Origin of the sequence: Ruegeria sp. HKCCE3926 (assembly GCF_017872515.1) — a bacterium.
Taxonomy (GTDB): Bacteria; Pseudomonadota; Alphaproteobacteria; order Rhodobacterales; family Rhodobacteraceae; genus Ruegeria.
On sequence record NZ_JAEDOU010000001.1, the window covers coordinates 1,380,964 to 1,401,476 of the forward strand.

General features: G+C 59.1%; 19 protein-coding genes. 6 read left to right on the plus strand and 13 right to left on the minus strand.

Annotated elements, in window-relative coordinates; translation table 11 throughout:
• A complete protein-coding gene (locus I9184_RS06950) occupies positions 1-648 on the minus strand; it encodes a GntR family transcriptional regulator (RefSeq protein WP_171633258.1) in 648 nt (215 codons plus the stop codon).
• A 100-nt stretch (positions 649-748) separates the two neighbouring features.
• On the opposite strand from I9184_RS06950, the gene I9184_RS06955 reads away from it, so the two are divergent.
• The 3 genes from I9184_RS06955 (at position 749) to I9184_RS06965 (ending at position 2,998) form a co-directional block, all read left to right on the plus strand.
• A complete protein-coding gene (locus tag I9184_RS06955; protein WP_209833405.1) occupies positions 749-1,393 on the plus strand; it encodes a pyrimidine 5'-nucleotidase in 645 nt (214 codons plus the stop codon).
• An 85-nt stretch (positions 1,394-1,478) separates the two neighbouring features.
• The gene (locus I9184_RS06960; protein WP_171228521.1) at positions 1,479-1,727 is read left to right on the plus strand and encodes a hypothetical protein; all 249 of its coding nucleotides are present in this window, start codon (positions 1,479-1,481) and stop codon (positions 1,725-1,727) included.
• Positions 1,728-1,801: 74 nt separating this feature from the next.
• Positions 1,802-2,998, plus strand: a complete 1,197-nt coding sequence (locus I9184_RS06965; RefSeq protein ID WP_209833407.1) for a UbiH/UbiF family hydroxylase — start codon at positions 1,802-1,804, stop codon at positions 2,996-2,998.
• A 12-nt stretch (positions 2,999-3,010) separates the two neighbouring features.
• On the opposite strand, the gene I9184_RS06970 is transcribed toward I9184_RS06965, so the two are convergent.
• Positions 3,011-4,138 carry an aminotransferase class V-fold PLP-dependent enzyme gene (locus tag I9184_RS06970; RefSeq protein WP_209833409.1) on the minus strand — a complete coding sequence of 376 codons (1,128 nt, stop codon included), beginning with the start codon at positions 4,136-4,138 and terminating at the stop codon, positions 3,011-3,013.
• 228 nt (positions 4,139-4,366) lie between these two features.
• Here I9184_RS06970 and I9184_RS06975 point away from each other — a divergent pair, with 228 nt between their 5' ends.
• Positions 4,367-5,068: a GntR family transcriptional regulator gene (locus tag I9184_RS06975; protein ID WP_348539507.1), complete on the plus strand. Its 702-nt coding sequence runs from the start codon at positions 4,367-4,369 to the stop codon at positions 5,066-5,068.
• Between the two features lie 6 nt (positions 5,069-5,074).
• Here I9184_RS06975 and I9184_RS06980 read toward each other — a convergent pair whose 3' ends face one another.
• Both I9184_RS06980 and I9184_RS06985 read right to left on the minus strand, forming a co-directional pair.
• Positions 5,075-5,533 (minus strand): Lrp/AsnC family transcriptional regulator, encoded by a 459-nt coding sequence (locus I9184_RS06980; protein WP_152457626.1) that lies wholly within the window; start codon positions 5,531-5,533, stop codon positions 5,075-5,077.
• Positions 5,530-5,985, minus strand: a complete 456-nt coding sequence (locus I9184_RS06985; protein ID WP_209833413.1) for an Lrp/AsnC family transcriptional regulator — start codon at positions 5,983-5,985, stop codon at positions 5,530-5,532. Before I9184_RS06985 ends, I9184_RS06980 begins: the two co-directional genes overlap by 4 nt.
• A 131-nt stretch (positions 5,986-6,116) precedes the next feature.
• Between I9184_RS06985 and ilvC the strand changes: the two genes are divergently transcribed.
• Both ilvC and I9184_RS06995 read left to right on the plus strand, forming a co-directional pair.
• The gene (ilvC, locus tag I9184_RS06990; protein WP_171633271.1) at positions 6,117-7,139 is read left to right on the plus strand and encodes a ketol-acid reductoisomerase; all 1,023 of its coding nucleotides are present in this window, start codon (positions 6,117-6,119) and stop codon (positions 7,137-7,139) included.
• Positions 7,140-7,272: 133 nt separating this feature from the next.
• Positions 7,273-8,175, plus strand: a complete 903-nt coding sequence (locus I9184_RS06995) for a DMT family transporter (protein WP_209833415.1) — start codon at positions 7,273-7,275, stop codon at positions 8,173-8,175.
• Here I9184_RS06995 and glmM read toward each other — a convergent pair.
• From glmM to I9184_RS07040, 9 genes are all read right to left on the minus strand, one after another.
• Positions 8,172-9,515 carry a phosphoglucosamine mutase gene (gene glmM, locus I9184_RS07000; protein WP_171228515.1) on the minus strand — a complete coding sequence of 448 codons (1,344 nt, stop codon included), beginning with the start codon at positions 9,513-9,515 and terminating at the stop codon, positions 8,172-8,174. The genes I9184_RS06995 and glmM overlap by 4 nt on opposite strands.
• Before the next feature lie 33 nt (positions 9,516-9,548).
• Complete coding sequence (gene folP, locus I9184_RS07005) at positions 9,549-10,547, minus strand: dihydropteroate synthase (protein WP_209833417.1); 999 nt, start codon at positions 10,545-10,547, stop codon at positions 9,549-9,551.
• A complete protein-coding gene (locus tag I9184_RS07010; protein WP_170346604.1) occupies positions 10,544-11,464 on the minus strand; it encodes a dihydroneopterin aldolase in 921 nt (306 codons plus the stop codon). Before I9184_RS07010 ends, folP begins: the two co-directional genes overlap by 4 nt.
• A gap of 101 nt (positions 11,465-11,565) precedes the next feature.
• Entirely contained in the window at positions 11,566-12,939 is a 1,374-nt protein-coding gene (locus I9184_RS07015; RefSeq protein WP_209833419.1) for a multicopper oxidase family protein, read from the minus strand.
• A gap of 73 nt (positions 12,940-13,012) precedes the next feature.
• The gene (locus I9184_RS07020) at positions 13,013-13,654 is read right to left on the minus strand and encodes a cell wall hydrolase (RefSeq protein WP_209833421.1); all 642 of its coding nucleotides are present in this window, start codon (positions 13,652-13,654) and stop codon (positions 13,013-13,015) included.
• A 187-nt stretch (positions 13,655-13,841) separates the two neighbouring features.
• Positions 13,842-16,382, minus strand: a complete 2,541-nt coding sequence (locus I9184_RS07025; protein ID WP_171633281.1) for a putative PEP-binding protein — start codon at positions 16,380-16,382, stop codon at positions 13,842-13,844.
• 89 nt (positions 16,383-16,471) lie between these two features.
• Positions 16,472-18,706 carry a glycine--tRNA ligase subunit beta gene (gene glyS, locus I9184_RS07030; protein WP_209833423.1) on the minus strand — a complete coding sequence of 745 codons (2,235 nt, stop codon included), beginning with the start codon at positions 18,704-18,706 and terminating at the stop codon, positions 16,472-16,474.
• 9 nt (positions 18,707-18,715) lie between these two features.
• Complete coding sequence (gltS, locus tag I9184_RS07035) at positions 18,716-19,924, minus strand: sodium/glutamate symporter (RefSeq protein ID WP_209833425.1); 1,209 nt, start codon at positions 19,922-19,924, stop codon at positions 18,716-18,718.
• Between the two features lie 8 nt (positions 19,925-19,932).
• The gene (locus I9184_RS07040; protein ID WP_209833427.1) at positions 19,933-20,454 is read right to left on the minus strand and encodes a DUF6446 family protein; all 522 of its coding nucleotides are present in this window, start codon (positions 20,452-20,454) and stop codon (positions 19,933-19,935) included.
• Positions 20,455-20,513 lie beyond the last annotated feature (59 nt).

Consider the following 20,513-nt stretch of genomic DNA (forward strand, 5'->3'; position numbering starts at 1 on the left):
TCACTTGTCGCGACGACTGGCATCCTGTTTCAGACGTGTCATGAAGGCGATTGAAATATGTTCCTTCAACGCCTGCCCTGCGGCTTCTTCGTCTCGGGCCGCGATGGCCTCGACGATTCCCTTATGCTCACTTTGCGCAATCTCGCCACGACCCTGAACAGCCAGCGAAGTGGTCGCCATCAAAGCCATGGTCCGGTGAACCAGATCAAGCTGCTGAACCAGATAGCGATTGTGTGACGCCAGATGAATCTGTTCGTGAAACCGCCGGTTGGCGCGCGACAAAGCCGTTGGGTCATCGATCAACTTGTCGTCTTCGACGACCATATCCTGAAGAACCTTGATTTCTTCCTCAGTGGCGTGCTTTGCGGCAAGGCGCGCAGCCAGCCCTTCAAGTTCCCGGCGCACGATGTAAAGCTCGGCCATCTGGTTGTGATCCAGGGATGCGACGATCAACGACCGCCCGTCCCGTTCCAGCAAAGACTGGGTTTCCAACCGTTGCAACGCTTCGCGGATCGGGGTGCGTGACACTCCGAAACGCTCTGCCAGTTCGCTTTCCACCAACCGATCACCGGGTTTGTAGACACCCACATCGATGGCTTCCAGGATAAGGCTGTAGGCGTCCTTGGTCGGGGATCGGGTCTGGCTCATGGGATCGTTTGTCTCCTCGTTCGGACATGTCTAGCCGTGACAGGGGGCGGCGATCAAGTACAGCATTGAAAACCGACCGACTGCGCCCTAAACCCAAGCCATGGTCAAACCTTCGTTTAGTCATGTCACACAATGGGTGTTCGATCTGGACAACACCCTATACCCACCGCATATGCGGCTGTTCGATCAGATAGAAGCTCTGATGACGGATTATGTGGTGCAAGCCATCGGTGTTGACCGGGCCGAGGCCGACCGGCTGCGCGCGTATTACTGGCGGGAATACGGGACCACGCTGGCCGGGTTGATGGCCGAACATGATCTGGACCCCGACCCTTACCTGCACGCGGTACATCAGGTTGACATGAGCCACATGGACCCGGATGCGGAACTGGCCGATCACATCCGCGCCCTTCCCGGCCGGCGGATCGTCTACACCAACGGCAGCGCGCCCTACGCGGAACGGGTCCTCGAGGCACGCGGCCTGACAGGCCTGTTCGACGCGATATACGGTGTTGAACATGCAGGGTACCGACCAAAGCCCGAAAAAGCTGCGTTCGAAGCGATTTTTGAACAGGACGGCCTTCAGACAGAAACGGCGGCCATGTTCGAAGATGAACCACGCAATCTCGCGGCCCCGCACGAGATGGGAATGCGTACGGTTCATGTTTCCCCCGACCCGCATGAAGCCGATCACATCCACCATCACACGGACGATCTGACCGCGTTTCTGTCGCGCCTGCGATAGGCTGTCACACTGCGACGATCTGCACGTTCTGCACGCGCTTCCACACCCCTATATGCGCGGCAGCGACGAACAGATGGAGACCCCGATGAGCGCGATTGACATGCCGCTGCGCCTACCGATTTGGCAGCGCCTTTTCTTTGCAATTCCCGTCTTTGGATGGCTGGCGCGCGACGCGGTCAACGCCAAGGCAGAAGACTTGTATTACACCGCCGCTGCGATTTTCAGCATGTGGGGCTGTTCCATCATGTTGTTCGGCCTTCCCGGCCTCTACATCCCTGCCCTTATGATGGTGCCGCTGATGTTTCTGATCCTCATCCTGATTTCACGGGGCTGAAATACGGGACAGGATGTCACTTGGCACTTGGGGCAGATCCGAACTAGGTTCTGCCCAGAATGATGAGAGGCGCCATGTCCGACAGCTGTGACATCCTGATTTCCGGTGGCGGGATCGCCGGTCTGACCGCTGCGGCGGTATTCGGAACAGCAGGTTTTGAAGTGATCTGCGTTGATCCGAGCCCTCCGATCACCGAGCGGGACGTGGACGGGTCGGACCTGCGTACAACGGCTTTCTTGCAGCCTGCGCGTGGCCTGCTGGAACAATGCGGTCTGTGGGCAAGACTGGATGCACAGGCAGCCCCGTTGCAAGTCATGCGGATCGTTGACGCCGGGGGCGACTTGCCCGAGCCACGCGTCGTTCGCGACTTCAACGCGGCCGACATCTCCGAACAACCTTTCGGCTGGAACCTGCCCAACTGGCTGTTGCGCCGTGAAATGGTGGCACGACTGGCCGAGTTGCCGAATGTCGATTTCCGCCCCGGCACCGCGACCACCAGCCTGTTCACCCGAACCGCCGAGGCCCGCGTGGGCCTGAGCGATGGCCGCCGCGTTCGGTGCAGACTTGTGATTGCTGCCGATGGTCGCAATTCGCCAATGCGCGAAGCGGCCGGCATCGAGGTGCACACAACTCGATATGGGCAAAAGGCGCTGGCATTTGCTGTGACGCACCCCATTCCACACGAGAATGTCTCGACCGAGATTCACAGATCCGGGGGGCCGTTCACGCTGGTGCCTCTGCCGGACTGGAACGGGCAGCCCTCGTCCGCCATCGTCTGGATGGAGCGCGGCCCGAAGGCCGTTGAACTTCTGAACCTGGAACCCGAGGCATTCGAGGCCGCCATGACCTCTCGGTCCTGCGGTTTGTTCGGCCCGCTGAAATTGGCATCCCGCAGAACGATCTGGCCGATCATCAGCCAATCGGCGGAACGGTTGGCGGGTGAACGCATTGCGCTGATGGCCGAGGCGGCGCATGTGGTGCCTCCCATCGGGGCACAAGGATTGAACATGTCTCTGGGCGACCTGCGTTGCCTGCTGGATTTGGCACAGGCCCGGCCCGAAGGTCTGGGAGACGAACAGATGCTGGGTGCCTATCACAAGGCCCGTCACACCGAGGTCGAGATGCGCGTCAAGGGCATTGATCTGCTGAACCGCGCCTCGATGATCGAGACGCGGCCGCTGCGGGATGCACGGGCGATGGGGCTGAGCGCGCTCTATTCCCTGCCCCCCGTGCGTAAGACTTTGATGCAGATGGGCCTCGGCGTTCGCTAAGGCCCGGTCCGCTTAAAGAACCTGATCCAGCACCCGTTTCAAACGCGCGATGGTGCCGTCCACGTCGTACAGCTTGTCGAGCCCGAACAGACCCAACCGAAACGTGCTGAACCCTTCGGGCTCATCACATTGCAACGGAACACCCGCGGCAATCTGCATACCAAGTGCCGCAAATTTCTTGCCGTTCTGGATTTCGGGATCCGAGGTATAGCTGACCACAACTCCGGGCGCGCCGAAACCATCGGCCGCAACCGAAACAACACCCTTGTCCTTCAGCATCGACCGCACACCGTCACCCAGCGCCCATTGCGCCGCACGCAACTTTTCGAACCCGTATTCACGAGTCTCTGCCATGGTGTCGCGGAAGGCCAGCAACGCATCGGTCGGCATCGTGGCGTGGTAGGCGTGGCCGCCGTTTTCATAGGCTTGCATGATCTGCCGCCATTTCTTCAGATCAAGGGCGAAACTGTCGGAACTGGTCTGCTCCAGACGTGCCTCTCCGCGTTCAGACAACATGACCAGACCGGCACATGGCGAGGCGCTCCACCCTTTCTGCGGCGCCGAGATCAGAACATCGACACCGGTGGCTTTCATGTCCACCCAGGCGCAACCCGACGCAATGCAATCCAACACCATCAGCGCACCCACTTCATGCGCCGCGCTTGCCAGCGCGGTCACATAATCATCCGGCAGAATGACCCCCGCCGACGTTTCGACATGCGGAGCAAAAACAACACCGGGCTTTTGTTCGCGAATCGCGGCGACGACCTCTTCGATTGGAGCAGGCGCAAAAGGCGATGGGCTGGAATTGCCAGTCTCGCGCGCCTTCATGACCGTGGTCGAGTTTGTCAGAGAACCGCTTTCAATGATCTGGCTCCACCGGTACGAAAACCAACCATTGCGAACCACAAGCACATCTGCGCCGCGCGCAAACTGTCGGGCGACCGCTTCCATGGCATAGGTTCCACCACCGGGAATAACGGCAACGCCATCCGCGTTGTACACGCCCTTCAACATATCCGAAATGTCGCGCATCACCTGCTGAAACTTTTGCGACATATGGTTCAGCGAGCGGTCGGTAAATACGACCGAGAATTCTTCGAGCCCGTCCGGGTCAACGGTTTCCAGCAAGCCTGGCATGGCGCATCCTCTCCAAAGCGTTTTCGAAGTCTTGTCCGCTTTGTCAGTGCGGGTAAAGCCCTTTCGCTGCAAAACTTGACCCAGCGTAAAGCTTAACAAACACTTAATTTTTCTCACTTAGTTTCCTGAAAACAGAAAATGACGCCAACCAGTGTCACTTCCCCTTTACACTTCTACTTGCTTCTGAACAGATGCGCACACTTTATACTTGAAGGGATAGATTCACCCGTGACGATACAAAAGCGGATCAGCTTCCAGTTCGTTCGAGACGAAGTAAAACGACGCATTGAAAGCCGTGTCTGGCCACAAGGATCGCTTTTGCCGACGGAGACCCAGCTGGCAGAGGAGTTCAATTGCGCCCGGGCCACTGTGAACAGAGCCTTGAGAGAACTGGCCGACCAGGGCTTTGTCGAGCGCAAACGCAAGAGCGGGACACGTGTCAAGAAAGAGCCCAGCAAACACGCCAAACTCGAATTGTCACTGGCGCGGCAAGTGGTCGAAAACCAGAATGCAAACTATCGCTATGCGCTTGTTGAAAGGAATGTGGTCACCAGCCCAGGATGGCTTTCCTCGCAGATCAACGTGGCACCGGATGCGCGTGTTCTACATGTAATTTGTATGCACTATGCAGATAATCGGCCCTTCCAGATGGAAGAACGATGGATCAACATCGAGGCCGTACCTGACGTGGAGGACGCGGACCTGTTCGAACAGGGGCCACATGAATGGCTGTTGACGGCCGCACCTTTCACCGATGCCGAGGTCGCTTTCTGTGCCATTTCCGCAGATGCGCGACTGGCAGAATTCATGGGCACCACGGCGGGAACATCCATGCTTCAAATGGAGCGCACCACCTGGAAAGAAGACAGGCCGCTTACCTTTGCGCGCATGACGCATCATCCGGGCTATTGCATCCGCACGAAATACTGACTCTGTTCAGCCGATGGGACCGGGCAGACGTTCTTCGCTCAGCAGAACGTTGGCCTCGACGTCGCCTGCACCCGGCAGAGTCATGATCCGACGCCGCAAAACACGTTCGAAATCGGCCAAGTCCCGGGCTACGACACGCAGTCGATAATCATACAGCCCCAGCACGTGTTCGACTGTCTGCACCTCGGGCACGGCACTGACAGCGCGCTCAAAATCTTCAAGACTGACTTGGCCCTTGCGCCCCAGCTTGATGCCCAGAAAGACTGTGACACCGAACCCCAGCGCCTCGGCATTCAGACGCAGCCGACGGCCCTTGATTATTCCTGCCTCTTCCAGCCGACGAATGCGGCGCCACGTGGCGGGTTGGGACAACCCGAACCGGCGCCCCAATGCTCCGGCACTTTGCGTGGCATCCTGTTGCAGCGCGCGAAGAAGACGGCGATCAATCTCATCCAGTTCGATCATACCGGCAGCACCTCGTCCCGCTTGACCCGCGCGATGTGCATAAGGGCCTCGATATCGGCAATATGAGGCAGGGTCAGAATCCGGTCGCGATAAAGCTGCTGATAATGCTTCATATCTCTTGCAATGACGGAAAGACGAACATCGACACGACCCAGAAAGGTCTGGATTTCGATTACCTCTGCCACGTCACGCGCCGCCTGCGTGAAATCGTCGAAAGCTCGGGCCTGCGTCTTGTCGAGCGTGATCCGAAGCGAAACTTCGACAGCATATCCCATCGCGGCCCAGTCTATCACGGCCTCCTGCCCTTCGATGATCCCTGCGGTCTGCATCTTTTCGATTCGCCGCCAGCAGACGCCCGCGCTGATCCGGCAAAGATCGGCCAGTTCCGCTGTTGTCAGGCTCGGGTCTGCTTGAAAGTGGCGCAGAATGCGCCGATCAATATCATCAAGCATGATTTTTTCACTTTCTCTAACTATTGCGAATTATTCTTCATCTTTTTCGCAAATACTCAAGCCCAACCCTATCGCCATTGCGCGAACAGGCAGATACAACCGCCGCAATCAAACCAGAAAGGACCGGCGAAATGCGCGTCTATTACGATCGCGATTGCGATATCAACCTGATCAAAGACAAGAAAGTGGCTATCCTGGGCTATGGCTCGCAAGGTCACGCCCACGCGCTGAACCTGCGCGATTCAGGCGCAAAGAACCTGGTCATCGCCCTGCGCGAAGGCTCGCCCTCGGCCAAGAAAGCCGAAGCGGAAGGTCTGCAAGTGATGGGCATCGCCGAAGCGGCTGCCTGGTGTGACGTGATCATGTTCACCATGCCCGACGAGCTTCAGGCCGAGACCTACAAAAAATATGTCCACGACAACATCAAGCCGGGCGCGGCCATCGCCTTTGCCCACGGCCTGAACGTCCATTTCGGCCTGATCGAGCCGAAAGAAGGCGTCGACGTCATCATGATGGCCCCCAAGGGCCCCGGCCACACCGTGCGCGGCGAATACACCAAAGGCGGCGGCGTGCCCTGCCTGGTCGCTGTCCACAACGATGCAACCGGCAAGGCGCTGGAAATCGGCCTGTCTTACTGCTCGGCCATCGGTGGCGGGCGCTCGGGCATCATCGAAACCAACTTCCGTGAAGAATGTGAAACCGACCTGTTCGGCGAACAGGCCGTTCTGTGCGGTGGTCTGGTCGAACTGATCCGCTGCGGCTTTGAAACTCTGGTCGAAGCCGGTTACGCCCCTGAAATGGCGTATTTCGAGTGCCTGCACGAAGTGAAGCTGATCGTTGACCTGATCTATGAAGGCGGCATCGCCAACATGGATTATTCGATCTCGAACACCGCCGAATACGGCCAGTACGTCACCGGGCCGCGTATCCTGAAATACGACGAAACCAAAGCGCGCATGAAAGCGGTTCTGGACGACATCCAGCAGGGTAAATTCGTTCGTGACTTCATGCTGGAAAACGCCGTTGGCCAGCCGACCATCAAAGCGGCGCGCCGTGCCAATGACGAGCATATGATCGAAGAAACCGGCGCCAAGCTGCGCGGCATGATGCCGTGGATTTCGGCCGGGAAGATGGTTGACAAAGAAAAGAACTAAGTAGGGCGGAAGCCTTTCACAGGGCGGCCTGAGTGGCCGCCTTTTTCGTTTGAACAAAGGTCCGGCAAGGCACATAAACAGCCGGTCAGGTTAAATTTTTTTGGCGCACCCGCGCGTTCCGACAGGACAATCAATGGTTCTACAGCCGACAAGACAGGACTGGAGCGGCGTCTTCACGCTGGGCCTGATCTGGGGCGCGACCTTCATGGTCGTTGCCATGGCGCTTGAAGGGTATGGCCCAATCACCGTTGCCACCTCACGAACCACGCTGGGCGCTGTTACCCTGTTGCTGATGATGAGGGCGACCGGTCGCAAGCTGCCGGTTCTGACGCCGGCGCTGAGTGTTTCGATTGTCCTTATTGGCGTGCTGTCCACTGCCGTGCCATTCATGTTGCTGAGCTGGGGGCAGCAATTTGTGCCATCTGCCTTTGCGGGGCTGTCCATGGCTGCTATCCCGCTGATGGTGCTGCCGCTTGCGCATTTCTTCTCGGATGAACCACTGAACCTGCGCCGATTTATGGGGGTGTGCCTTGGCTTTTCCGGGGCCCTGGTTTTGATCGGACCCGGCCTTGCACAATTGGGCCAGGGGGCAGAACCCGTCGCACAACTGGCCTGCATCACGGCAGCGTTGTGTTATGCAAGTTCATCCGTGCTGACGCGACGCTGTCCGCCGGTTGACCCTTTGGTACTGGCTGCTCTGACGCTGGTTGTCGGGGCCGTGCTTCTTCTGCCCATAATGCTGGTCACCGAGGGGCTGCCGACCTGGCAAGGCCCACGCCCGACAATCGCCCTGATCGTTCTGGGATTGCTGCCAACCGCGTTTGCCACCCTTTTGCGCGTTTCGATCACCCGCAGCGCCGGGTCGGTTTTCCTGACATTGGTGAATTACCAGGTGCCGATCTGGTCGATGGTGTTCGGCGCATGGATCCTGTCCGAGGCCCTGCCCCTGCGCTTTTACATCGCTTTGGCGCTGATCCTGACCGGCATGGCCATCAGCCAGTGGTTCAGCCTGCGAAAGGTATTGTTCGGGCACTAGCTTGTGGCGGCTTCGACCTCTGCCACGATGCTGTCGACAACTTGGGTCAGCAACCCATCGTCTTCGCATTCAGCCATCACGCGGATCAGAGGCTCGGTCCCGGATTTGCGGATCAACAAACGGCCCTGCCCGTTCAGCCGCGCCTCGGCATCGGCGATGGCCGCCTGAACACTTTGAACCTCCAACGGTGTTTGATCGCTGGAATAGCGCACATTCTTCAGCAACTGCGGAACGGTTTCGAACTGCTTGGACAGATCAGATGCCTTGCGCCCCGACAAAACCATTTCCGCCAGGAAATGCAGCCCAGCCATCAACCCATCACCGGTTGTGGCATAATCGCTCATAACGATATGGCCGGACTGTTCCCCACCAAGGTTGAACCCACCTTCACGCATCCGTTCGACCACGTAGCGATCACCGACGGCCGTTCGCTCCAGACGCAAACCCTGCGCTGTCAGATGGCGTTCCAAGCCCAGGTTGGACATGACGGTCGCGACCAGGGCGTCGCCTTTCAACTGGCCCGATTTCTTCCATGCCGTCGCCAGCAAAGCCATAAGCTGATCGCCGTCAGCCACCTGGCCGGTTTCGTCGACCACAACCACCCTGTCCGCGTCGCCGTCCAGACAAATGCCCACGTCGGCGCCATGCGCGACAACGGTTTCTGCGGCCAGTTGCGGCTTGGTCGATCCGCAGTTGAGATTGATATTCTTGCCGTTGGGCGCGATTCCCACGGGGATCACTTCTGCGCCCAGCTCCCACAGAACTTCTGGCGCGGTGCGGTGGGCTGCGCCGTTCGCACAATCGATCACCACCTTCAAACCATCCAGACTGACGTTCCGCGGCAACGACGACTTCACACGTTCGCCATAGCGAAACCGTGCGTCATCAACCCGGCGCGCCCGGCCGATATTCTGCGCCTGGGCGGGTCTGACGCCTTCGTCGATCAGCCTTTCGATCTCGACCTCGGCCTGATCGGACAGTTTATAGCCGTCCGGCCCAAAGAACTTGATTCCGTTGTCTTCGGCAGGGTTGTGGCTGGCCGAGATCATGACGCCCAGATCAGCCCTCATGGACCGCGTCATGAGGCCAACGGCGGGCGTCGGAACGGGCCCCAGCAGCAGCACGTTCATTCCAGTGGATGTCAAACCGGCCGTCAGCGCGTTTTCCAGCATATAGCCGGACAAACGCGTATCCTTGCCGATGACAACCCGGTGCACCCCTGTCGCGTCGCGTCGGAAATACCGCCCTACAGCGGCCCCGATGCGCAACGCCATCTCTGCCGTCATCGGATGCGTGTTGGCGGTGCCCCGCACCCCGTCGGTTCCGAACAGCTTGCGCATAGGTGTTACTCCGTGATTTGCCGTGCGACCGGATTACCGGACAGCAGCCCATAGGCGCAAGGCCTGAGAGGTCTCGGCCACGTCATGAACGCGGATGATCTGCACGCCCTGAGACAATCCGGCCAGAGCCACCGCGATTGATCCCGGCGCGCGGGCAGTCTTGCAAGGCTCTTTTCCGATGGCGCCAATAAAGCCCTTGCGCGACACGCCCAACAGGATCGGGCAGCCCAAGCCGTGGAACAGGCTGAGATTTCGCAGAAGGATCAGGTTGTGATCCTCGGTCTTCCCAAACCCGATCCCGGGATCCACAACGACCTGATCGCGGCTCAGGCCAAGACGTTCCAGCAACGCAATCTGGCCTTCGAGAAAATCGTAAACATCCAGCAATACATTGTCGTATTGCGGATTGATCTGCATCGTCGCCGGATCACCCTGCATGTGCATGACACAGACAGGCACTCTCTGCGCGGCACAGAACGGTGCCAATGCCGGATCGAAGGTGAAGCCCGAGACATCGTTGACCAACCCTGCCCCGGCCGCGCAGGCAGCCTTGGCGACATCGACCTTTCGTGTATCGATGGAAATCAAAGCGCCTGTTTCCGACCGGATCGCTTCGATCAACGGGCGGGTTCGCGCGATCTCTTCCCCGGCCGGGACAAAACCCGCCCCCGGACGGGTGGACTCTCCGCCGATATCCAGAATCGTGGCACCATGCGCCACCATATTCACCGCAGCCACGCGAGCAGCATCTACCGAGCTGTGAACACCGCCATCCGAGAAACTGTCCGGCGTGGCATTCAGAATCCCCATGATATGAGGCACCTGCATATCAAGGCCCGCCACGTCAGCCCGCGGTTGGATCAAACGGCTCAGGTAATCTGACGGAACGTCCGAGGCCGCGACGATTTCGGGTTCTGACCCGCGCCGCAGGGCCTCGGCATGAGTGAACCAAAGGGGTTGGCCCGCCAGCGGCACAGCGCCTGCCGGACGGGTCGCTCCATGCTGAACCAGTGGTCTGAAATAGGTTCTCACAGCTGGGCCTGATCCACCGCAACAGCGCGCAAGGGCGTTTTGGGTTCCGTCGGCAATGCGCCGCCGATCACCATCATTTCGCTCGCTTCAAAGGTCGCCGCGAACCATGCAGCCAGCGCCACGGCATCCGACGGGGCGGCAGACGGGCCGTCAACGGCGTCCAATACGATCTTGGATGGGGCCCAGACACAGATCTGGCCGTTCTTCATCGCCCAATCCAATTCGGTCCGCGTTGAGACCACCACACAGCGATGGTCCCGTGCCGCCAGAACCCAGGCATTCTGTTCAATTGCCAACAGGTCAATTCGGCGTTGCGTCATCGCATGACCCGTTTGCGGAGCGGCCAGTTCGGACGCCCCGACACACAGGATCAGCGGGCGCTGGCGGTTCTCCAACTGATCGATCCAACCCTTCAGGTTTTCCGAGGCGATGGCGTCATTCGACAGGAAGACAAGGCGGGGATGCGGGCGTTCTTCTTCGGCCACCTCATGATGGACCGAGTCTTTTCCACGCACGATCTCAACCCCCAACGCACCCGGGCCTCGATCCAGTTTTTCGATGCGAACAAAGACCCTTACAGCCTGAGGTTCCAGCAGGATGCGTTCCGCAACGCGTTCGGCCAATGTCTCAAGCAGGTTCAGGCGCTCGGCCGCCAGCTCATAGGCGATGGATTCCGTTACGCGGTCATATGACAGGATGCGATCCACATCATCATCAATCGGGTCTGTCAGAGGCCGGACTTCGACCACGATGTTGAAACAGATCCGCTGGGTTGTTCCCCGCTCGGCTTGGAAGGCACCGATTTCGACTTCGACGATATGGTCGCGCAAAGAGATACGATCCAACGGCCCCCGAGGAGACGTCGCTTCGGACCGTTCGGACGGGTGTGCGAATGCCAAGCGGATTTCAGAACTCATGGGTCAGGCCTTTTCGGGCTCGTTGCATAGTTTGCCTACTATAGGCGTCGCGAGGGCCTATAGCATTCAAACAAGCGCCATTCCAACCGCCGAATGCGGCGTCACGAGACCCGAAACCAGCTCATCATCCCGGAAGCAGCATGCCCAAGCATATGACAATGCAGCAACCAGTTCCCGGGATTGTCCGCGATCAATGCGATTTGGCGAGTCTGTCCCCGCCCGACCAGAACGGTATCACGCCAGGGGCCCAGAGAGCCATCGTCCATGATCAGCCGGAAGTGATGCCCGTGCAGATGCATTGCGTGCGGAAATGCGGTTTCATTTACGAACTCGATCCTGTGCAAACTGCCGACGGCCGCATCCAGAAACGGATCTTCGGGGCGCTCGGCGTAACCGTTCAGCGCCCAGAATTTGCCCAACTGCGCCAGTTCGCGGCCTGACAGTTCCGTTCCACCCAGCCGGCCGCTTTCCAGCCACCGCATTGCGCCACCTTGCAGAACCATCTGGTGCGCTCCGGCACGTTGAAAATTCCCGATCTCAGGCAGAGGGTTAGGCGGCAATGCTGACACGCCCTGCCTGTGCGCCCCGGCAGCGTTTCCACCAACCTCGAACCGCGCCAGCCCAAAGGAACCATCTCTTTCGACGCTGACCAGGCTTGCCGTTTCGCCCTCGGTGACGACATCCACAATCAGATCCGCACGCTGTGCAGGTGCCAGCGGGAAAGAGCCCGACAGCCGCAGCGGTGTGTCCAAGGGCATTCCATCCAAGGCGACGATCCACCCTGAAAGACCATCAAGATCCAGGTCAAATATCCGGGCATTTGAGGCGTTGACCAATCGCAGTCGCAGACGCTCGTTTCTGCGTACCGCAAACGCGGGATCGAATGATCCGTTGACGGTCAGGATGTTCCCAATCCGACCTGCATGGCTCAGATCATGGCCATTGTCGAAATCATCCGTGATCTGGGCGGTTTCCGGATCAAGCCGCCAGTCGTCCAGCATCAGCACCCAATCCTGATCCACATCGGGGGCCACGGTTTCTTCGACGATCAGCGGCCCATAAAGCCCGCGCGCAACCTGTTCAATCGACTGGTTATGCGCATGGTACCAATAGGTCCCTGCATCGGGAACGACGAAGGAGTAATCAAAGCTTGCGCCCGCTTCCACCGCGTCCTGCGTCAGGCCGGGCACGCCGTCCATGGCGTTTTCGATGCGAATGCCGTGCCAATGGACCGACGTGGCTTGCGGGAGCTGGTTCATCAGGGTGCGCTGGATGCGGTCGCCCTGCCTGACGCGCAGTTCAACGCCGGGAACAGACCCGTCATATGTCCAGACTACCGTTTCAGGATAACTTGCTGGCGCGATCGGGTATTTGGCTACACGCGCATTAAGCGGTGCAAAACCCGCGCTGGCCACACGCGGCATCAGAAATGCTGCGGCGGCGGATTGCAAAAGATGTCTGCGGTTCAAAATCATTGCGGGCCTCCTGGCCCGCAATATAGGATGCAACCTGCCCCACGCCAGCAAGCTTCCAGCGCGGGTGCGTCAATCAGTTGCTCGCTGTCCGATAGTTGTGGCGGTAGAAAATGTGCACGCCGATTTTCGCCGTCTGTTTATAGACCCGCGACCAGGACGGGCGAACCGATGTCGTGTGATAGTGCGTCGCCCCTTCGGTCAACTCATCCGCCACACCATCAATGGCTGCCCGCGCGACTTTTGCCACACGCTCATACGCCGTTTTCTCGTGGATGACCTCTTTGCGGCCATCACAGGTGTATGTAAATTGGCACTGGTATTTCTTGCCGGTCCCCTGATGGATCACCCCGCACAGGGAATCCGGGAAACGGCTGCTTTTGACCCGGTTCAGGATCACCTCGGCAACCGCGAACTGGCCGCGCACGCTTTCGCCGCGCGCCTCGAAATACAGGGCTTCGGACAGGCATTTCCAGTTTTCACCACCGGAGGCCTTTGGTTGCTGGTCAAGCCAGTCTTTGGAGAAGGACACTTCGACAGGTTCAGCCGCCTTGCGGGGCTGGAAAAGCTTGAAATAGTCCCGGAAGCTTTGCGCCGGCAGCTCACTGCGGGTGACAAGTTCTTTCTTTGCAGTATCAATTGCTTCCCTCTCGGCGAAGGACGCACTCGGCAGCACGGTTGCCGCCATTGTAGCAACAGCCATTATGTAACGTAGCATCAGATAACCTCGCACAGGCACATCACGCGCCATACCCTCCCCCGGCGGGCGCGACGAGGCATCTAACGCAATCCTGCGCAAAGGTCCAGTATCCTAAAAAAAGCAAGTGGAAAATTGCCCGTGGCGAAAATAATTTCCGCCTACGAATGACCGAATAACCCACTATTCCTTGGGGTTCAGCGCGGTGTCAACCCCCAAGTCTGGAGGAAATCGCCAGTTGAGCGGCAGCCAGCCGAGCGACCGGAACCCGGAACGGCGAACACGAAACATAGTCAAACCCCAAATCCCTGCAAATGGCGATTGATTCGGGGTTCCCGCCGTGTTCGCCACAGACCGAAAGGGTCACATTCGGTTTCGCGGCACGCCCTCGTTCCGCCCCGAGTTTCAGCAATTCCCCGACCCCATCCGGATCAAGAACGTGGAACGGATCTTCGCCAAAGACTCCCTGCCGAACATAGGCGGACATGAAACGACCGGCATCGTCGCGGGACAGGCCGTAGGTCATCTGTGTCAGGTCGTTTGTACCAAAACTCATGAAGGCGGTCTGCGGCGCGATTTCTTCCGCGCGCAGACAGGCGCGTGGTGTTTCGACCATGACGCCCAGCCGATATTCGAACTTCTGTCCCCGTTCAGATTCAACGGCGGCGGCGACCGAATCGATGCGGGATTTGACCAGTTCAACCTCGCGCTTGGCAGATACCAGCGGGATCATCACTTCGGGCACCACCGGGGCACCGTTTTTTCTGGCCTCCAGCGTGGCTTCGAAAATCGCGCGCGCCTGCATGTCGTAGATCTCGGGCACGGTGACACCCAGACGAACGCCGCGCAGGCCCAGCATTGGGTTGTATTCGGTCATCGCCTCAACCCGGCGTTCAACGTCGGACACAGGAAGGTCCAGCGCCTCTGCCAGTTCCCGTTGCCCGGTGCGCGTTGTCGGCAGAAATTCATGCAAGGGTGGATCGAACAGGCGGATGCAGACAGGCTGGCCTTCCATGATCCTGAACAGCTGAACAAAATCCTCGCGCTGCATCGGAAGCAGGCGTTCCAGCACCGCCGCCCTGCCCGCCGAGGTTTGCGCAAAGATCATTTCACGCATCACGATCAGACGGCCGGGATCAAAGAACATATGTTCTGTCCGGCACAGACCGATCCCCTGAGCCTGAAAGTTCCGGGCTGTCTGCGCGTCAGCCGGTGTGTCGGCGTTGGCGCGGATGTCGATGTCACGCTCGGCATCGGCCCAGCCCATCAGCGTCTGGAAACAGTCATCCAATGCGGCCTCGAGCATGGCGGGTTGACCAGCCAGCACCTGACCCGAGCTGCCATCAATGGTGACAATATCGCCGGTTTTGAACACCCGCCCATCCGGTGCGGTCAGCATCTTGTCTTTCGTCTGAAACCGCATTTCCGAGGCCCCGACGATACAGGGCAGGCCCAATCCGCGCCCGATCACGGCCGCGTGGCTGGTCATGCCGCCCTTTTCCGTCAGAACTGCAACGGCGGCATGCATCCCGCGCACATCCTCGGGCGAGGTTTCCCGGCGCACCAGAACACACGCCTCGCCACGGGCGGCACTGGCCTGCGCTTCGGCCGAGGTGAACACGATCTTGCCGGTCGAGGCACCGGGGCTGGCACCAATGGCGGTGGTCAGCACATCGCGGCGCGCATCGGGGTGGACCTGACGGTGCAGTAATTCGTTCAGCGCGTGCGGGTCGACACGCATCACCGCCTCTTGCGGCGGTATGATACCGTCTTCGGCAAGACGTACGGCAATGCGCATGGCCGCGCGGGCCGATCGCTGCACCCGGACGCCATCCAGAATATGCACTTTGCCATTTTGAATGACGAACTCGACCTGCATTTCTTCACGCAGTTTTTCGCGCATCAGGACGGCATGCGTTTTGACGTCGGCAAAGGCTTTGGGCGCAACCTCTTCCAGCGAGGGGCCGCGCGGGTCTTTTTCAAGAAACAGGGCTGCCACATCTTTGCCTAGCGCGTCGCGCCCCTGGCTCTGGCTTAGGTAGCGACCGGTGATCTGTGGCATTCCTGTTGTGGAATCAACCAGTTGAAGCACGCCTGATCCGCATTCACCCTGCCCGACGCCCGGGATCATCTCTTGAATGACAAGCCCAAGACCCGCATCTGCCGGGGCACCCTTGGCCTGCCGCAGCAGCCGGGCGGACGTCCCGTCCCATGCACGTGCCATCGAGCGCAGAACGCCGATCAGCTGTTCACCCCGGTCCTGCGGGAAGGCTTCATCCGTTTCATCTTCGTAGGCGCGCAGGGAGTGGCGCAAGCCTTCGCTGCCATCCATGTCGATGTCATCAAACACATCCGCGTCCAGCCGCGCCACGTGGATCGCATAGCTTTGAACGAACCTGAGATACAGCGCAGCAGCGGCCTCTGCCCCCATGGTATCGGACAGATCCACATAGCGGGCATCATTCATGCCAATGTTCAGAACCGCACCGGGCCCGCCCCAATCGGGATCTTCAGAACTTGGTCGGACGCACAGCAAGGTCGTGGGGTCGAATTGCTCAAGGATCGCGTCAAGGTTCGGAACGTCGCCTTCCGCAATCTGATGGACCGCATCAAACGACAAGGCGACGGTCCGGGGCACCGGCAGGTCCAGTCGGACCAGCCGTTGCAGACACTTGGCCCGCCCGCCATGGGTATGGGCCGTGACCGGCGCATCGGATGTAATGAGCGTGGTATGCGGATTATTCTGCACTGCAGCACCTTTTGATTTGCCTGCAGCATAAGCGCTTGCGCCCTTCGTGCAAGGGCGTTGTGGGCACGCATCGCTGCGTGCCCGAGGTTTTAACCTTCGATCCGCGACAGATCGGCCACGCTGGAACAAACCTGCCTGATCTGACTGAGCAGGTTCAGCCGGTTGCGGCGGATCACGTCATTGTCGGTGTTGACCTGCACGTCCTCAAAGAACGCATCCACCGGCCCGCGCAGCCCCGCCATGGCCGCCATTGCAGTTGGAAAGTCTTCGGATTTCAGGGCCACGTCGATTTGCGTCTGCGCCCCATCCAAAGCCATGAAAAGCGCCTTCTCGCTGTCGGTCTCGGCGAATTTCACATCCGCACCGTAAGAGTATTCCACGCCGTCCTTTTCCTCGGCCTGGGTCAGGATGTTGTTGGCCCGCTTAAACCCCTGCACAAGGTTTTCCCCATCCTCGGTCGCGATCACGGCATTCAACGCGCGGGCACGTTTGACCAGCAGGTTGAGGTCGTCATTCCCCTCCATCGCGATGCACGCATCGATGATGTCGTGGCGGATGCCCTCGTCACGCAGAAAGACTTTGAGGCGGTCGTGGAAGAAGGACAAAAGGTCATCGGACGTATCGGGTACCTTCCGTTCAAGACGCAGAAAGTCCGTCATTTGTTGCGTCCCGGCCTTGTCGCCCGCAAGCTTCTCCTTCACCGTACGGAACGCCGCTCCGAAAACACCGTGGTCGGCAATCTCATCCAACAGCTCTGCGACATGCCCGTCGTGCAAGGCTTCGTTGGAAGCCGCTTCGGCCCGAACGAGTTGCGCGTCGAAGAAACGATCCAGCTTCAGCCGCAGATCATTGTTCAGGATCAACCGGATCGCCCCCAATGCCGCGCGACGCAGCGCGAACGGGTCCTTCGACCCGGTGGGCTTTTCGTCGATCGCCCAGAACCCTGCCAGAGTATCAAGTTTGTCCGCAAGCGCCACGGCGACCGACAGGGGTGCCGCAGGCACATCATCCGACGGCCCCAGCGGCGAGTAATGTTCCTGCGCAACAGCAGCCACCGCGGCATCCTCGCCGGCGGCTTCGATGTAATACCGCCCCATGAGCCCCTGAAGTTCGGGGAATTCATAGACCATCTCTGAACTCAGATCGGCCTTGGCCAGACGCGCGGCTTTCTCGGCCTGATCCGGGTCGGCGCCCGTCACCAGAGCCAGTTCGCGGGCCAGCGCAGCGATGCGCTCGATCCGCTGGGCCTGGGTGCCCAGCTTGTTGTGGAAGGTCACGTTCTCCAGCGCGCGGGTCCATTGGGCGATGTCCGATTTGGCAACGCGCAGGTCGTTCTCCCAGAAGAATTTCGCATCTGCCAGACGCGCCGACAGCACCTTTTGATTGCCGGCCAGAATGGTCGCGCCGTTATCGGTGGTTTCGCGGTTGGCGACGGTGATGAAACGCTCGATCCGGCCGGTCTTGTGGTTTTTTACGGAAAAGAACTTCTGATGCTCTTTCATCGAGGTCTGCAACACCTCGGGCGGCAATTCGAGGAATTCCTCGTCGATTTTCCCCATCAACACCACAGGCCATTCCACCAGCCCGGCAACCTCGGCCAACAGTCCCTTGTCTTCGACGATTTCCAGACCGGCGGCAAAAGCCATGTTCTGTGCATCATTCCAGATGTGTTCGGCACGTTCATCCTGTGACAGCAAAACGAATGCGCGTTTCAGCTTGGCGGCATAGTCCTCGAAAGACGTAACCGAGAACCGGTTGGGGGCCATGAAACGATGACCGGCTGTGGTATCACCGGAACGGATGCCATCGACCTGCATCGGAACAACCTGCGCCCCTGATTCATCCGACAGGATGCACAGAATCGAATGCAACGGGCGCACCCACCGCAGACTGCCACTGCCCCAACGCATGGATTTGGGCCATGGGAAGTTGCGAATAGTGGCTTCCAGCACTTCGGCAATGATCTCGGCGGCCGGACGGCCCGGTTTCTCAATGGTGGCGAAGTAAACGGCGCCCTTGGGGGTCTCGCGCTCTTCCAGTTGGTCGCGGGTCAGGCCAGCACCCCGCAGAAATCCTTCAATCGCTTTGTCCGGCGCGCCGACCTTGGGCCCTTTGCGCTCTTCCCGGATTGTCGGGCTTTGCGCCAGCAGACCTTCCACCGCCAATGTCAGACGGCGGGGTGTGGTCAGTGCGGCCGCGTTTGAATAGGTCAAACCGGCCTCGACCAGACCATCGGTAATCCGCTTTTTCAGATCCTTACCGGCACGGGTTTGCATCCGCGCAGGAATTTCTTCGGAAAACAGTTCGATCAGCAGGTCGGGCATAGTCGGTCCTTAGAAGTTCACAATCGTCTGAATGACGATGGCATTGGCGATATCCACAAAGAAGGCGGATACAAGGGGCAACACGATAAAGGCAATAGGCGACGGCCCATATCGCTTGGTTACAGCCGTCATATTTGCAATCGCCGTGGGTGTGGCGCCCAGGGCAAAGCCTCCGAAGCCCGCTGCCAGCACCGCTCCGCGATAATTCGAGCCCATCAGGGGAAACAGCACCCAAATCACGAAGGCAACCGTAAACACCGTTTGCGCCGTCATGATTACGGCAATTGCCACACCCAGTTCCGCGATGGTCCACAACTGCAAGCTCATCAGTGACATTGCCAGAAAGGCCCCAAGCGCAAATTCAGACAGCAATGCCAGCGACGGTGTCCGTGCAACCGGCGGCGCGGACGGAGCGATGGCCGCCCGGACATTCGAAATCACGATGCCCATGATCAGACAGGGCACAAACAGCGGCAGTTTAAGCCCCGCTGCCGAAATCGCCTCGCCCAGCGCATAGCCCAGAATAATCGCAAGGTTCAGATGCAGCAGCACGCGCATGATGGTCATATGGTCAATTTCGGTGGCTGCGGTCGTTTCTTCCGGCAGTCCAACGGTATGTTCTTCGTCAGGTCGGTCCGGCGACAGGCCTCGTGTTTCCACCAGAAGACGGGCGATGGGGCCCCCGACCAGCGCTGCAAGCACCAGTCCGAGCGTCGCCACGGCAACGCCAAGTTCAGTTGCACCGTCCAGACCCGTAGCGCTGGCAACTTCGGGTGCCCATGCAATTGCGGTTCCGTGTCCACCAATCAACGCGGCCGAACCGAACAGAACGCCTGCTTGCGCCGGATAGCCAAACAAGGAAGCCCCTGCCGCGCCGATAACGTTCTGCGCAACAATCGTAACAAGCGTCAAAATCAACAGGATCAATAAAGGCTTACCACCGGCAATCAAGTCAGAAAGCCGCGCGTTCAGTCCGATTCCGGCAAAGAACAAAACCAGCAGAGCGTCCCGGGTCTGCAACTCGAATGACAGCTCTACATTGACACCAAGATACAGAAACAAGACCACGAGCGAGGCCAAAAGGCCGCCCGTGACCGGTTCAGGAATATTGAACTGCCTCAGAACTGCGACTTTGCTGTTGATCCGGGCACCCAACAAATACACCGCAAACCCCAGAGTTGCAGTAATGAAGTCCGGGATCAAAACGGCGTCAGCCATGGTTTTCCTCAGTTTTCAGGGCGCGTCGGGCACTCCTCACCCACCACCGTACCGTCATAGGCTTTTTCACCGCAGTTGTTCAACGCGTGCCAGACATATCCCTTGCCATCCCTGGTAATCGCCACGATCCGGTCGACGCCGAAATGGATGTTCTTTTCGCTCAAAAACGCCTGTGCCTGCCCCGATTTCAGCGCATCGCCCAACGACACGGCGTCGAAACAGTCAAACCAACCCGGCGCGGTCAAGGGTTCGGGGTTTTCGACAGCAATAAACCCGGCCATCTGATCCGGTTTCAGATCCGTTTCAAAACAGCCACGGTAGCGGATCGGAGAACTGTCTGCATCAATCGCCTGAAAGTCTGAATAGGTGATCGGGACAGGCGCATCGCTTTGGTCCGTCATCAGGACCACGTCCTGGCCGGGTTGCGGTTCGACCTCGTAGTAGAAACCGTAAATCTGCAAATAATACATTCCGGCCCCGGCCACCAAGGCCGACAACAACAGAACAATTGCCAGCAGTTTTCCCGTCATGTTTCAGGCTGCCTCTTTCAAGTTCTTGTAAAATAGGACAGGTTTCGTCCGGGTACAGG

Excerpts from the sequence above, each read along its gene's own strand:
- I9184_RS06950 (WP_171633258.1), bottom strand. The coding sequence starts at position 648 with ATGAGCCAGACCCGATCCCCGACCAAGGACGCCTACAGCCTTATCCTG.
- I9184_RS06955 (WP_209833405.1), top strand. The coding sequence starts at position 749 with ATGGTCAAACCTTCGTTTAGTCATGTCACACAATGGGTGTTCGATCTG.
- I9184_RS06960 (WP_171228521.1), top strand. The coding sequence starts at position 1,479 with ATGAGCGCGATTGACATGCCGCTGCGCCTACCGATTTGGCAGCGCCTT.
- I9184_RS06965 (WP_209833407.1), top strand. The coding sequence starts at position 1,802 with ATGTCCGACAGCTGTGACATCCTGATTTCCGGTGGCGGGATCGCCGGT.
- I9184_RS06970 (WP_209833409.1), bottom strand. The coding sequence starts at position 4,138 with ATGCCAGGCTTGCTGGAAACCGTTGACCCGGACGGGCTCGAAGAATTC.
- I9184_RS06980 (WP_152457626.1), bottom strand. The coding sequence starts at position 5,533 with ATGATCGAACTGGATGAGATTGATCGCCGTCTTCTTCGCGCGCTGCAA.
- I9184_RS06985 (WP_209833413.1), bottom strand. The coding sequence starts at position 5,985 with ATGCTTGATGATATTGATCGGCGCATTCTGCGCCACTTTCAAGCAGAC.
- ilvC (WP_171633271.1), top strand. The coding sequence starts at position 6,117 with ATGCGCGTCTATTACGATCGCGATTGCGATATCAACCTGATCAAAGAC.
- I9184_RS06995 (WP_209833415.1), top strand. The coding sequence starts at position 7,273 with ATGGTTCTACAGCCGACAAGACAGGACTGGAGCGGCGTCTTCACGCTG.
- glmM (WP_171228515.1), bottom strand. The coding sequence starts at position 9,515 with ATGCGCAAGCTGTTCGGAACCGACGGGGTGCGGGGCACCGCCAACACG.
- I9184_RS07010 (WP_170346604.1), bottom strand. The coding sequence starts at position 11,464 with ATGAGTTCTGAAATCCGCTTGGCATTCGCACACCCGTCCGAACGGTCC.
- I9184_RS07015 (WP_209833419.1), bottom strand. The coding sequence starts at position 12,939 with ATGATTTTGAACCGCAGACATCTTTTGCAATCCGCCGCCGCAGCATTT.
- I9184_RS07020 (WP_209833421.1), bottom strand. The coding sequence starts at position 13,654 with ATGCTACGTTACATAATGGCTGTTGCTACAATGGCGGCAACCGTGCTG.
- glyS (WP_209833423.1), bottom strand. The coding sequence starts at position 18,706 with ATGCCCGACCTGCTGATCGAACTGTTTTCCGAAGAAATTCCTGCGCGG.
- gltS (WP_209833425.1), bottom strand. The coding sequence starts at position 19,924 with ATGGCTGACGCCGTTTTGATCCCGGACTTCATTACTGCAACTCTGGGG.
- I9184_RS07040 (WP_209833427.1), bottom strand. The coding sequence starts at position 20,454 with ATGACGGGAAAACTGCTGGCAATTGTTCTGTTGTTGTCGGCCTTGGTG.